Source organism: Bacillus sp. SRB3LM, from assembly GCF_015712745.1.
Taxonomy (GTDB): domain Bacteria; phylum Bacillota; class Bacilli; order Bacillales; family Bacillaceae_G; genus Bacillus_A; species Bacillus_A thuringiensis_K.
Window position 1 is genome coordinate 43,317 of the sequence record NZ_VWVQ01000045.1, and the last position, 13,713, is coordinate 57,029.

Below are 13,713 nucleotides of genomic sequence, written 5' to 3' on the forward strand. Positions count from 1 at the left end.
TGCTATTATGGCACAATGCTAATTTCACCTGCAATGAAATTGAATTAACAGATGTGGAAAAAAGTACAAAGTGACAAAATATTGAACGTTATTTGTAAAAAATTAGTAGAGATGCGATTGTTTTTTTGAAATATATGGATAGAAGTATTATAATAGAATTGTAAACTTCACCAGGTTAAGTATATACATAGAGAGGGATGTATAAAATGAAAGCACTACTTTGGCATAATCAACGTGATGTACGAGTAGAAGAAGTACCAGAACCAACAGTAAAACCAGCAACAGTGAAAATCAAAGTTAAATGGTGTGGTATTTGTGGGACAGACTTGCATGAATATTTAGCAGGGCCTATTTTTATTCCAACAGAAGAACATCCATTAACACATGTGAAAGCACCTGTTATTTTAGGTCATGAGTTTAGTGGTGAGGTAATAGAGATTGGTGAAGGAGTTACATCTCATAAAGTGGGAGACCGCGTTGTTGTAGAACCAATTTATTCTTGTGGTAAATGTGAAGCTTGTAAACATGGACATTACAATGTTTGTGAACAACTTGTTTTCCACGGTCTTGGCGGAGAAGGCGGCGGTTTCTCTGAATATACAGTAGTACCAGAAGATATGGTTCATCACATTCCAGATGAAATGACGTATGAACAAGGTGCGCTTGTAGAACCAGCAGCAGTAGCAGTTCATGCAGTACGTCAAAGTAAATTAAAAGAAGGGGAAGCTGTAGCAGTATTTGGTTGCGGTCCAATTGGACTTCTTGTTATCCAAGCAGCTAAAGCAGCAGGAGCGACTCCTGTTATTGCAGTTGAACTTTCTAAAGAACGTCAAGAGTTAGCGAAATTAGCAGGTGCGGATTATGTATTAAATCCAGCAACTCAAGATGTGTTAGCTGAAATTCGTAACTTAACAAATGGTTTAGGTGTAAATGTTAGCTTTGAAGTAACAGGTGTTGAAGTTGTACTACGTCAAGCGATTGAAAGTACAAGCTTCGAAGGACAAACTGTAATTGTTAGTGTATGGGAAAAAGACGCAACAATTACTCCAAATAACTTAGTATTAAAAGAAAAAGAAGTTATTGGTATTTTAGGATACCGTCACATCTTCCCAGCTGTTATTAAATTAATTAGCTCTGGTCAAATTCAAGCAGAGAAATTAATTACGAAAAAAATTACAGTCGATCAAGTTGTTGAAGAAGGATTTGAAGCACTTGTAAAAGATAAAACACAAGTGAAAATTCTTGTTTCACCTAAATAAGATAGAATCGAATAGAGTAGCCCTTTTCTAGAAATAGAAGAGGGCTACTTTTTTTCTATACTGAAAGGTGATAGACTTTCCTTTGACTAAATGTATTTTTGTTTGGAAGGGAGAATCTAATGCTTTCATTTTTGTTAACTTTAAAGCGAATGTTAAGAGCCTGTTTACGAGCGTGGAAAGATAAAGAATTTCAAGTATTATTCGTATTAACAATTTTGACTTTAATATCGGGTACGATTTTTTATAGTACAGTTGAAGAATTACGTCCTATTGACGCTTTATATTTTAGTGTGGTCACGTTGACGACTGTCGGTGATGGGAATTTTAGTCCGCAAACTGATTTCGGAAAGATATTTACAATCTTATACATATTTATTGGGATTGGATTAGTGTTTGGATTTATTCATAAGTTAGCAGTTAATGTACAATTGCCAAGTATATTATCGAATAGAAAAAAAGAGTAAAGCATTCAGATGCTTTACTTTTTTTTTACATTAGTTTAGACAAGCCTTAATAATAGTTTATTAAAATGAAAGTGTATTCATTCATTATATTCACTGTGTATAAAGTTATAATTATATGAACATTTGCATATTTTAATTTAGTGATAGAAATTTCGTGAAAGGTGGGATATTCTAGTCATAGGTTAACCGGACGACATCATAGGATCCTAACAAAATGTTTACAATAATTCAATTATAAAATGGAGGATTTTATATGAAAAAGAAAGTACTTGCTTTAGCAGCAGCTATTACATTAGTTGCTCCATTACAAAGTGTTGCATTTGCTCATGAAAATGATGGGGCACAGAGATTTGGAGTTATTCCGCGCTGGTCTGCTGAAGATAAACATAAAGAAGGCGTGAATTCTCATTTATGGATTGTAAACCGTGCAATTGATATTATGTCTCGTAATACAACACTTGTAAAACAAGATCGAGTTGCACTATTAAATGAATGGCGTACGGAGTTAGAGAACGGTATTTATGCTGCTGACTATGAAAATCCTTATTATGATAATAGCACATTTGCTTCACATTTCTATGACCCTGACAATGGGAAAACTTATATTCCGTATGCAAAGCAGGCAAAGGAAACGGGAGCTAAATATTTTAAATTAGCTGGTGAGTCTTACAAAAATAAAGATATGAAACAAGCATTCTTCTATTTAGGATTATCTCTTCATTATTTAGGGGATGTAAATCAACCGATGCATGCGGCAAACTTTACGAACCTTTCATATCCACAAGGGTTCCATTCTAAATATGAAAACTTTGTAGATACGATAAAAGATAACTATAAAGTAACGGATGGAAATGGATATTGGAACTGGAAAGGTACGAATCCAGAAGATTGGATTCATGGAGCGGCAGTAGTTGCGAAACAAGATTACGCTGGCATTGTAAATGATAATACGAAAGATTGGTTCGTGAGAGCTGCTGTATCACAAGAATATGCAGATAAATGGCGCGCTGAAGTTACACCAATGACAGGTAAGCGTTTAATGGATGCACAACGTGTTACTGCTGGATATATTCAGCTTTGGTTTGATACGTACGGAAATCGTTAAGTATTTAAAAAAGGTCAAATCTCAGAATAGAGTATTTGGCCTTTTTATCACTATACAATACATGGAGGTATGAAACGTGAAAGGTAAATTGCTAAAAGGTGTACTTAGCTTAGGTGTTGGTTTAGGGGCTTTATATAGCGGAACGTCAGCTCAAGCAGAAGCGTCTACAAATCAAAATGATACATTAAAAGTGATGACGCATAATGTATATATGCTATCAACAAACTTATATCCGAACTGGGGACAAACTGAGCGTGCTGATTTAATTGGGGCGGCAGATTATATAAAGAATCAAGATGTAGTTATATTAAATGAAGTGTTTGATAATAGCGCCTCAGATCGTTTATTAGGGAATTTGAAGAAAGAATATCCAAATCAAACAGCAGTATTAGGTCGTAGTAGTGGTAGCGAATGGGACAAGACGTTAGGAAACTATTCATCTTCAACTCCTGAAGATGGTGGCGTTGCGATTGTGAGCAAATGGCCAATCGCTGAAAAGATTCAATATGTATTTGCAAAAGGATGCGGGCCAGATAATTTATCGAATAAAGGATTTGTATACACGAAAATTAAGAAAAATGATCGTTTCATTCACGTGATTGGTACGCATTTGTAAGCGGAAGATAGCATGTGCGGAAAAACTTCACCTGCATCTGTACGTACAGACCAATTAAAAGAAATTCAAGACTTTATTAAAAATAAAAATATACCAAAGAATGAGTATGTGTTAATTGGTGGTGATATGAACGTAAATAAAATAAATACAGAGAACAAGAATGATTCAGAGTATGCATCTATGTTTAAAACATTGAACGCTTCTGTACCATCTTATACTGGACATACAGCGACTTGGGACGCGACGACAAACAGTATTGCAAAATATAATTTCCCTGATAGTCCTGCTGAGTATTTAGATTATATTATTGCAAGTAAAGACCATGCGAACCCATCGTATATAGAGAATAAGGTGTTACAGCCGAAATCTCCACAATGGACTGTTACATCATGGTTCCAAAAATATACGTATAATGATTACTCTGATCATTATCCAGTAGAGGCGACTCTTTCTATGAAGTAGTTTCAAAAAGTTTCTTCGTAAAGAAGAAACTTTTTTTATTTGCAAACAGGAAAATCACACTTTCTTTCCAATATGTATAAGACATATTGAGAAGAGGAGAGAAAAATGTGGATCGAGGACTTTTTAAAGAAGTTCCATTACCGTGTGCATTTTTGGATGAAGTGGCTTTAGATAGAAATATTCAATCGATTATAGAGTTAAGTGGAAATAAAAAGATTCGTATAGCGAGTAAATCGTTACGCTCTGTTCCGATTATGCAAAAGATTTTAGCTGCAAATGATCGATTTCAAGGTATTATGTGCTTTTCACCTAGAGAGATTTTATTTTTAATAGAACAAGGATTTAATGATTTATTGCTTGGATATCCTGCTTACGATGAAAGAGCTCTGTATGAAATTAGTTTGTTAACAAAGAAAGGTTTCATTATAACTTGTATGGTGGATTGTGAAGAGCATATTGTGTATTTAGAAAACATTGCTGAGAAATCTAAAGGATGTTTTCGTGTTTGTTTGGATATTGATATGAGTAGTCGTTTCTTTCAATTTCATTTTGGTGTACAAAGGTCCCCAGTAAAAAATGTGCAGGATGCGTTGAAAGTAGTAGAAAAGGTGAGAAGGTCATCATATTTAATGTTAGATGGTGTGATGGGTTATGAAGCTCAAATTGCTGGGGTGGGAGATCATATACCGAATCAATGGTTGAAAAGTAAAGTGATTTCGTATTTAAAGCAGAAATCAGTGCTAGAAGTTAAAGAAAGAAGAGAACATATTGTAAAAGCAATACAAAACATTGGTATTGAGCTAAGGTTTGTAAATGGAGGCGGAACAGGAAGCATAAAAACAACCGAGAAAGATAATTCAGTTTCAGAGATTACAGTAGGTTCTGCTTTTTATTCTCCAAAGCTGTTTGATTATTATAAAGAGGTGAAATTTCATCCAGCGGTCGGATTTGCCTTACCAGTTGTGCGGAAACCAGTCCCGTTTATTTACACTTGCCTAGGTGGTGGATATATTGCTTCAGGAGCAGTTGGAAAAGATAAAGAGCCTGAAGTTTGGAGACCGAAGGGTGCAAAACTATTAGCTTTAGAAGGTGCTGGAGAGGTACAAACACCAATTTTTTATAACGGCGAGGAACGAGTGGATATAGGAGAGTCCATATTGTTTCGCCATAGTAAAGCTGGTGAGTTATGTGAGCGTTTTCCTTTTTTGTATCGTGTTAAAAAAGGAGAGATTGTTGGGGAGTATTCAACATATCGGGGGGATGGCCAATGCTTTCTATAAAGGGACAAAAGTGGAGAAATTGGACAGGGAATGTAGAAGGAACGCCGCATTATACGATGTATCCAGAAAGTATACAAGATGTAGTAGAAGTTGTGGGGCTTGCGCGAAAAAAGGGGAAGAAAATTCGTGTTGTCGGTTCAGGACATTCGTTTACACCCCTTGTGCAAACGGAAGAAGTTTTAGTTTCTTTAGATGAATTGAAGGGTATTGTGAATATTGATGCAGAGAAGATGGTTGCTGAAGTATGGGCAGGAACAAAGTTATATGATTTAGGGAAGTTACTTGAGGAAAAAGGTTATGCGCAAGAAAATTTAGGAGATATTGATTTACAATCTATTGCAGGAGCGATTAGTACGGGGACTCATGGAACGGGTATTACCTTTGGGAGTTTATCAACACAAGTTATAGAGATTACGGCAGTTTTATCTAATGGTGAGAGTATAGTTTGTTCGGAAGCTGAGAACGTAGAATATTGGAGAGCGTTTCAGTTGTCACTTGGAATGTTAGGTATCATTGTAAAGATAAAATTGAAGGTTATTCCAGCGTATTCACTCGTTTATGAAAGTGAGAAACAGTCATTATCTACTGTAATGAACAAACTAGAAGAATATAAGAAGCATCGTCATTTTGAATTTTTCGTTTTTCCTTATTCTGATGAAGTACAAGTGAAACTTACGAACGAAACAACGAATAAAGGCAGTGATTTGAAATGGCATAAACTAAAGGTAGAGTTACTTGAAAATAGGATGTTCTCTTTACTATCTAAAGGATGTAAATGGTTTCCTTCTATAAGTAAAGGAGTGAGTCGATTATCAGCTAAAGCTGTACCAAACACAAAAATAATTGGCCCGAGCTATGAAGTATTTGCTACATCACGTACGGTACCATTTTATGAAATGGAGTATAGCATTCCTTCAAAGTATATGAGGACGGTTGTAGAAGAAATCTCAAATCTTATTGAAAAGAAAAAGTATAAGGTGCACTTCCCAATCGAATGCCGCTATGTAAAAGGGGATGATATATGGCTTAGTCCAGCCTATGGAAGAGATTCAGCGTATATCGCTGTTCATATGTATAAAGGTATGAAATATGCTGCTTACTTTGGCGAAGTGGAAAAAATTTTTCTGAAGTATGAAGGGCGTCCGCATTGGGGGAAAATGCATACATTATCGTATGAGCAATTACAAGATATATATCCAGAGTTTCATTCGTTTTTACAGGTGAGGAAATCTCTAGATGAACTTGGAATGTTTTTTAATCCTTATGCAGAAAAGTTATTTATCCCGCTATTTGTCAGGCAGTAAGACCCCCACCTCAAAATTCAGCGGAAGCAAAGAAGTTAGGTCGGGGCTGATTAAAGTTTCACATTATGTATATGAAAAAGCTGACAAATAATTATTTGTCAGCTTTTTTTAGTGTAATTGCATTTCTTGTATGACTAATATGTTCATAAAATAGTAGTTTATCACGGCTAAATACATGAAGTAAAACATGAATAATGAATAGGCCGTTAATGATAAATAGGAATAACAATGTAACGAGTAATACTAAAGGCTCTGTGTGATTTAAAATAGAGCTACTAGAAAGAATATAATTGATTCCGCCTAACGCAAAATAAAATATACCGTAGCGAATAAATAGTTCTTTTAATGTAATACGATTTGATTTTCCTTTCACGTGAATGCGAAGCAATGCTTTCCCAATTGTTTTTCCATTCGTAAAGTATGGAATAATAATAAAGTAAATAAGGATTGAACACGTAATGAAAATGAGTTCATACATATTCGTGTAAGATTGCATATTAGAAACGAAGAAAGAATTCCCTTTGTTTTTAACGACAGGTACGACGATAGATAAGAAAATCCAATCAATTTGCATCGCGATAAGGCGACGAATGAATCCGACTGGTTTCGTTTCCAAATTAATATGACTATCTAACTCGTTTGTCTTCGGAAGGAAGTACGTAAATATTGGTGCAATGATAAAACCAATTACGCCACCTAATGTATTTAAAAATAAATCATCGATATCAAATAATCGGTATGCACAATTGTATATACCGTATAATCCAGTCACTTGTGTTAGCTCAAAAAATAGTGAAAGGAAAAAGGAAATGCAAATTGTTTGTAAGAAACTACGTCGGAAATAATAACGTAAGTAAATGCCGAATGGAACAGTTAATAGAACATTAAAGGCAACTTGTAAAAACGCAGACTCTTTTAATAAGTAGAAATAAGTAGTTGGTTTCGTTAAAACTGCCGATGTATGACTACTAATCTCTTGTATGAAATAAAATGGTGAGAGTTGCATGTGTTGTGTATTAGCCGGTTGTAGGCTACAAGTATCAAACGTTTGTGGCAACGGCAAAATAACAAGAAAATAGGCATTTAATAAGTAAAGTAATAATGAGTATAAAATAAATGAGCGCCATTTATTTAAATAACCGTATTTTCGATAATTAAATATTAAAAAAGGGATTAAAAGAAACATTGCTAAAAAAGGAAATAAAATAAATGCTGTTTTCACTGGAAATAAATATGCAGTCAAAGTAAAACTCCTTTCAATAAAAATTCGTTTATCATTATAGCGCTAAAAATATTTAAATACAAAGTTAAAATTTTTCGAAATAGAAATAATTACTAATTTTATAGGGATTAAGTTATAATAAATTAAATATAAGGATATTGTGATTACATAATTTGAGAGAGGGTACAAGAGATGCGATATGAACTTTTTTCTGTAAGTGGGGATCATATTACGACTTTTGAAAGTGTATGGCGTTTTCAGGAGGGAGAACAGATTTTTGTTCATGATGATCAAACAAAACGAAACTTTATTATTATTCGGCTGACACATGATGTATTTCAACAAAATAAACATGTTATTCGTTTGTATTGTCAAGAGAAGAAAGTGTATGCATAAGAGAAGCCCTCTTACAGTATGAAAAGTAAGAGGGTCCTTATCTCGTTATTTGTGAACAGCCCAATTGATGAGGGCTGATTAAAGTTTCACTTTATCATTTTGGCCCTCGTAAGGAATAAAAAGAGAAGGATTAATGCACATAGGTAGCATTTGATTTGGAAGAAAGGATATAGCCTTGTATTTTGTGCTTCAAAGTTTCATTGCCTTCTTTTTGAGAAAGCCATGTATGGTAATCTTGTTGTGTTTTCCATAACATACGAATCATATACTCTGCCTTATCATTTGTACGATGAACAGGTGAAAACTCTATGTTAATACAACCGTTCGTTCCGGGGGAAGGATAATATTGTTTAAGCCCATAAAGTAGCTCATTTTCATATCCGTACTTAATGTGAATGAGTTTAGTAACTATAAACATATAAACACCTCTTTTACGATAATAGTAGGAAAGATAGAATTACTGTAATAGTGAACTTTATAAAAATTATACTATTCAGAAAATTATAAGTAAATAATAGGTTTTAACTTAATAAAGGTATAAAAAAGCGAGTTATTCTATTACACTAGATGACTCGCTTTTAATTTGTAAGTTTTACTTTATAAGAAAATAAGAGTAAGTACACCTACGATAATACAATAGAAAGAGAAATATTTTAAATTTCCTTTTGCCATAATGTTCATAAACCATTTTAGTGAAATATACGTCATGATAAATGTTGCGATGAATGCAACGACATATGGTACGAATAATGTGTCTAGATTTGGATCATTTGCAATGTCTGTAATGCTTAACAATAAGCCACCTAAGCTAACAGGAATGTATAGTAAGAATGAGAAGCGAAGAGCTGTTTCTTGCTTCATACCAAGTAACATTGCTGCTACGATTGTGGCACCAGATCGGCTTATTCCGGGAATCAGTGCGCAAGCTTGTGCTAATCCGACGATGATTGCATCTTTCATAGAAAGGTCGCCATCATTTTTACGACCGCGTAAATTTCTAATAATCCAAAGGCCGACAGCAGTAATAAGAAGGGAAATCCCAACCATCTTCACACCTTTTAAGTACTGATCGATGTAATCTTTAAATAAAACACCAATAACACCTGCTGGAATGGTTGCCATAACAAGATAAATAATAAAGAAGAAATCTGATTTTGCGTCTTCTGCTCTTGTAAATATATAAGAGAGACCATTCTTTGTTAGACGAATTAAATCATTTCTATAAATAAGTAATACAGCTAATAATGAAGCTGAATTAACAAGTAGTTCGAAGCTAAACCCTTCTATTTTTAGTTCTAGCAAATGTTGTGCTAAAACGAGATGACCACTTGAAGAAATCGGAATTGGTTCTGTTAGTCCTTGGAACAGACCGAGAATTAAATATTTTAAAACGTAGTAAAATTGTTCCATAATAACCTCCTTGTTTATTAGTTGAAAGAAACAACTTTTCCATTATAACAAAGATATGGATGAATATTGAAAAGAAATAAATATTCGAAATAAAATAAAAATCCCTTATAGCAGTATAAGGGATTTTTATTTTTAATTAAGAAGTTACTGTTCCTTGAAGACTTTTAGACAATTGAACATCGACTTTTTCAGCATCATGAATATGATTCATAATAGTAGTATTTAATTTTTTGAACATTTGTTGTGTGTTAGCGAATTCTCGTAATATGTCATCATTACAAGATTTTTGGTTTTCAATAGCCTTAATAACATTTGTAGCACCATTTTGTAACGTTTGAATCATAACTAAAATATTTTCAATTCTAGCATTTGTATCGGCGCTCATTTCTACACCTTCATCGACTAAATGTAAATTATCTTTTGTGTTATCATATGCTTTTTCAATTTCTTCTTGAATTTTTTTCGTTAAGTTGCCGATGTTTTTTGTACTTTCTGCTGTACTTTCCGCTAGTTTTCTTACTTCATTGGCAACGACAGCGAATCCTTTACCGTGCTCTCCAGCACGTGCGGCTTCAATACTCGCATTTAAAGCAAGTAAATTTGTTTGTGCTGCAATGTTTTGAATGACTTCTACAATTTGCTCGATTTCCTTTGAGCGTTCGCTTAGATGATTCATACTATTAGACGTGCGTTGAGATTGTTCACCTAATTTATTAATTACAATAAGTAAGCGGTGAACGGATTCTTTTCCTTCATTAGAGCAGTCAATAATTTCTGCAATAGATTGAATTAAGCTTTGTTCCTTTTGTAACATTTCATTATTTAGCTCATTGGAATGTGTCGTACGTGTTGAAACATTTTCGAAACATGAACTTAATTGTTGAACTAAATTTTGAAGTGTATTATGTTGGTTATTTACAAGTTGATGCTCTTGGACAACACTTTGTACACGATCGTGGATAGTAGAAATAGTCTCTTGTTTTTCAATATCTTTTTGTTTTAATTCTGCTTCTAATTCTTGTATACGCTCTTCTAATTGAGCAATTGTATGTTGGAGTGATTTTTTTTGAGTAAACATGTATTTATTTCAACCGCCTTCGAAAGTTATATTTTCTCTATATTTGGATTTTAGCATCTTTTGTATTTTTTAAATATAGGAATTGTTAAATATTTAAGAATCTATTACATTTTATTCATAATTCTCTTTTTTTTGTCACGAAAAATAAACTGTATTTAATCGTTTTGTAAACAAACTGTAAAATAAATCATGTATAACTGTATAAGAAGGGAGTCGGATTATGAACTATTTTAAGCGAATCAGCTGTCTAGTATTAGCAGGAATTATCGGTCTTTCTAGTACAGTCGCTGTTAAAGCAGAGTCAAACGACGAGAAACTTAACAACATGCAACAGCAATTGCAACAAAACGATGCAGAAATGCAAAAGAAAGAGCAAGAGAAGCAAGCTGTTAGTAAAGAAATTAAAGGTATCGAAAACGAACTACATAATTTAAATAATACAATTGCAAAAAATAAAGAGGATCAAGCTGCTATTCAACGTAAAATCGATGAAACACATAAGCAGATTGAGCAAAAAAAGCAAGAAATTGTCGTTTTGGAGGATAAAGTCCTTGCTCGTAAAGATATTATGAGAAAACGTATGGTTTCTGTTCAAAACAGTTCAAATACAAGTTTAGTAGTAGAAGTTGTAGTAGAGTCAAAAAACTTTGCAGACTTCTTACAACGTATGAACGCAGTTTCTACTATTCTAGAAGCTGATAAAGAAATTTTACGTCTACAAGAACAAGATCTTCGTCAAATTGAAGAAGATAAGAAAACAATTGACGAAAAAGAAGCATCTTTAGTAGTAGACAAACAAAAATTAGCAAAAGCGCAAGCTGAACTGCAAGATAACTTGAAAAAACGTCAAGATAACTTACAAACAGTTCAAGCTAAATATAATGAAGTTGCAAGTCAACTTAATTTAGCAGCGGAAGAAAAAGCTAAAATTGAATCAAATATGAAGACAGTTCAAGAAACAATTGCTCGTGAACAAGAAGCAGCAAGAATCGCAGCGGAAGAGCGTGCAAAAGCAGAAGCGGCTGCAAAAGCAGAGCAAGAAGCTTTAGCGAAAGCACAAGCAGAAATTGCTGAAAAGCAAAAGCAAGAAAAAGTTAATAAACCAGCTGAACCAGTTGCTAATAATAATTCGAAGGTAGAACCTGCAAAACCTGCACAACCTGAACCATCTTCTAAGCCAACTGCTGGCGGGAAAGAAATTTATGTAGAAGCTACAGCTTATACAGCTGATCCAGGGGAAAATGGTTATGCACCAGGTCAACAAGTATTTTCTGCATGGGGACCAGGTGGTAAAGGTTATAATCTAACTGCAAACCCAGGAATGAAATTAATTGCTGTAGATCCAAAAGTTATTCCATTAGGTAAGACTGTAAATGTTGAAGGTTATGGAGTAGCAATTGCAGCCGATACTGGTGGAGCTATTAAGGGGCATAGAATTGATGTTTTAATGCCAGATAAAGGTTCATCAAGTAGTTGGGGCAGAAGAACAGTTAAAGTTACAATTTTAAACTAACACGTAATCCAACTTTACAATACGTAGAGTTGGATTTTTTTATAATAATAATGTTAAGTTGAGTTTACATTTTGTTAAAGATAGCATACAATAATGGTGAGAGGTGGTAAATTTGACCATTTTAAATAGAGTAAAAGAATTAAGAGCTCGTTTTAACTTTACGCAAAGTGTATTAGCAGAAAAGGTTGGAGTAACGAGACAAACAATTGCTGCAATTGAAAAAGGGGATTACGTTCCTTCGTTGTTATTAGCACTTACGATTTGTGATGTGTTCCAGTTAAAGATGGAAGACGTGTTTGTTTTAAATAAGGAGGGGGAAGAGGATGAATAGAATTGTTTTTTCTTATATCATAAACGTGCTTTATACTGCTTTAGCATGCTGGACATTTGTTGAATTTTATAGTGTTATTACAGAGTTAGCAGATATAATTAAAAACGAGAAATTCCCGTTTGAAGTATGGTTTAATGGAGTACCATTCATTTTATTATTTATTGGAGCAATTATAGTTACAATTTTTTATAGAATTCAAAAGAAAAAATATAAGAATTTATCTTTTTTGATGTATCCATTATTATTTCCACTAGAAGATGAACGTGAAAAAGCGATTACGGATAAAGCTTGTAGAACAACATTTGTATCGTTATGGTTTGTCTTACCTTGTGCAGTTGGATTTTTAACTTTTTCACCTATTATTAATGAATATCTTCCTGGATACCCATTATATATTATATTTTCGATTTTCTTTATTCAAATGACAGTCTTTCACGTATCACTATACAGAAATAAATTAGCTTAAAAAGAAACCTTCTTGCACCGGCAAGAAGGTTTCTTTTCAGCTAATACTTGTACATATAGCGATATTATTTTATCATTTTATATAGAGTAAGATTTTGTAAGGGAAAGGAACTGTGTATGAATAAGCAAAGAATTTATAGTATAGTAGCAATTCTGCTATTTGTTGTAGGTGGCGTGTTAATTGGAAAGCCATTTTATGATGGATATCAGGCTGAAAAGAAACAGACTGAAAATGTGCAGGCTGTTCAAAAGATGGATTATGAAAAGCATGAGACGGAATTTGTAGATGCTTCCAAAATTAATCAACCAGACTTGGCGGAAGTAGCGAATGCATCATTAGATAAGAAACAAGTAATTGGTCGTATTTCGATTCCAAGTGTTTCAGTAGAACTGCCTGTTTTAAAAGCTTCTACTGAAAAAAACTTATTATCAGGTGCAGCGACAGTAAAAGAGAATCAAGTTATGGGAAAAGGAAATTACGCATTAGCAGGACATAATATGTCTAAAAAAGGTGTTTTATTTAGTGATATAGCTTCTTTGAAAAAAGGCGATAAAATTTATTTGTATGACAATGAAAATGAATATGAGTATGCGGTTACTGGTGTATCTGAAGTGACTCCTGATAAGTGGGAAGTTGTAGAGGATCATGGGAAAGATGAGATAACGCTTATTACATGTGTATCTGTAAAGGATAATTCTAAGCGTTATGTTGTTGCTGGTGATTTAGTAGGAACGAAGGCGAAGAAGTAAAAAAGAAGGTGAACTCTTTAAAGAGTTCACCTTCTTTTTTACTAATGTTGAGAAATAA

At 33.7% G+C, this 13,713-nt stretch carries 13 protein-coding genes and 2 pseudogenes; 11 read left to right on the forward strand and 4 right to left on the reverse strand.

Annotated elements, in window-relative coordinates; genetic code table 11:
- Nucleotides 1-206 precede the first annotated feature (206 nt).
- The 6 genes and pseudogenes from bdhA to F3I02_RS17955 all read left to right on the forward strand — a co-directional run bounded on the left by bdhA (nucleotide 207) and on the right by F3I02_RS17955 (nucleotide 6,490).
- On the forward strand, nucleotides 207-1,259 hold the full coding sequence (gene bdhA, locus F3I02_RS17930) for a (R,R)-butanediol dehydrogenase (protein ID WP_000645819.1): 1,053 nt from the start codon (nucleotides 207-209) through the stop codon (nucleotides 1,257-1,259).
- Nucleotides 1,260-1,378: 119 nt separating this feature from the next.
- Nucleotides 1,379-1,723: a potassium channel family protein gene (locus F3I02_RS17935; protein WP_000948209.1), complete on the forward strand. Its 345-nt coding sequence runs from the start codon at nucleotides 1,379-1,381 to the stop codon at nucleotides 1,721-1,723.
- A 253-nt stretch (nucleotides 1,724-1,976) separates the two neighbouring features.
- Nucleotides 1,977-2,828, forward strand: a complete 852-nt coding sequence (gene cerA / locus F3I02_RS17940) for a phospholipase CerA (protein ID WP_000730995.1) — start codon at nucleotides 1,977-1,979, stop codon at nucleotides 2,826-2,828.
- A gap of 76 nt (nucleotides 2,829-2,904) precedes the next feature.
- Nucleotides 2,905-3,906 (forward strand): annotated as a pseudogene (sph, locus tag F3I02_RS17945) (sphingomyelinase C).
- A gap of 107 nt (nucleotides 3,907-4,013) precedes the next feature.
- On the forward strand, nucleotides 4,014-5,186 hold the full coding sequence (locus tag F3I02_RS17950; RefSeq protein WP_000373793.1) for an amino acid deaminase/aldolase: 1,173 nt from the start codon (nucleotides 4,014-4,016) through the stop codon (nucleotides 5,184-5,186).
- On the forward strand, nucleotides 5,174-6,490 hold the full coding sequence (locus F3I02_RS17955; RefSeq protein WP_000948945.1) for a D-arabinono-1,4-lactone oxidase: 1,317 nt from the start codon (nucleotides 5,174-5,176) through the stop codon (nucleotides 6,488-6,490). The genes F3I02_RS17950 and F3I02_RS17955 overlap by 13 nt, the downstream gene beginning before the upstream one ends.
- A gap of 91 nt (nucleotides 6,491-6,581) precedes the next feature.
- On the opposite strand, the gene F3I02_RS17960 is transcribed toward F3I02_RS17955, so the two are convergent.
- A complete protein-coding gene (locus F3I02_RS17960; RefSeq protein WP_000128028.1) occupies nucleotides 6,582-7,733 on the reverse strand; it encodes a VanZ family protein in 1,152 nt (383 codons plus the stop codon).
- Nucleotides 7,734-7,904: 171 nt separating this feature from the next.
- Here F3I02_RS17960 and F3I02_RS17965 point away from each other — a divergent pair, with 171 nt between their 5' ends.
- The gene (locus tag F3I02_RS17965; RefSeq protein ID WP_098110875.1) at nucleotides 7,905-8,108 is read left to right on the forward strand and encodes a hypothetical protein; all 204 of its coding nucleotides are present in this window, start codon (nucleotides 7,905-7,907) and stop codon (nucleotides 8,106-8,108) included.
- Nucleotides 8,109-8,238: 130 nt separating this feature from the next.
- Here the strand turns inward: F3I02_RS17965 and F3I02_RS17970 are convergent, their stop codons facing one another.
- The 3 genes and pseudogenes from F3I02_RS17970 to F3I02_RS34940 form a co-directional block, all read right to left on the reverse strand.
- The gene (locus tag F3I02_RS17970; RefSeq protein ID WP_000471252.1) at nucleotides 8,239-8,526 is read right to left on the reverse strand and encodes a hypothetical protein; all 288 of its coding nucleotides are present in this window, start codon (nucleotides 8,524-8,526) and stop codon (nucleotides 8,239-8,241) included.
- A gap of 179 nt (nucleotides 8,527-8,705) precedes the next feature.
- A complete protein-coding gene (locus tag F3I02_RS17975) occupies nucleotides 8,706-9,518 on the reverse strand; it encodes an undecaprenyl-diphosphate phosphatase (protein ID WP_000434790.1) in 813 nt (270 codons plus the stop codon).
- Between the two features lie 136 nt (nucleotides 9,519-9,654).
- Nucleotides 9,655-10,185: pseudogene (locus F3I02_RS34940) on the reverse strand (methyl-accepting chemotaxis protein); the annotation flags it as partial.
- Between the two features lie 631 nt (nucleotides 10,186-10,816).
- On the opposite strand from F3I02_RS34940, the gene F3I02_RS17985 reads away from it, so the two are divergent.
- The 4 genes from F3I02_RS17985 to F3I02_RS18000 all read left to right on the forward strand — a co-directional run bounded on the left by F3I02_RS17985 (nucleotide 10,817) and on the right by F3I02_RS18000 (nucleotide 13,655).
- Nucleotides 10,817-12,109, forward strand: coding sequence for a 3D domain-containing protein (locus F3I02_RS17985; protein WP_131251208.1), 1,293 nt, complete (start codon nucleotides 10,817-10,819; stop codon nucleotides 12,107-12,109).
- Between the two features lie 112 nt (nucleotides 12,110-12,221).
- Nucleotides 12,222-12,440 (forward strand): helix-turn-helix transcriptional regulator, encoded by a 219-nt coding sequence (locus F3I02_RS17990; protein WP_000154019.1) that lies wholly within the window; start codon nucleotides 12,222-12,224, stop codon nucleotides 12,438-12,440.
- Nucleotides 12,433-12,906 carry a DUF2178 domain-containing protein gene (locus F3I02_RS17995; RefSeq protein ID WP_001080039.1) on the forward strand — a complete coding sequence of 158 codons (474 nt, stop codon included), beginning with the start codon at nucleotides 12,433-12,435 and terminating at the stop codon, nucleotides 12,904-12,906. Before F3I02_RS17990 ends, F3I02_RS17995 begins: the two co-directional genes overlap by 8 nt.
- A 116-nt stretch (nucleotides 12,907-13,022) precedes the next feature.
- Entirely contained in the window at nucleotides 13,023-13,655 is a 633-nt protein-coding gene (locus F3I02_RS18000; RefSeq protein WP_001041724.1) for a class A sortase, read from the forward strand.
- Nucleotides 13,656-13,713: the final 58 nt, after the last annotated feature.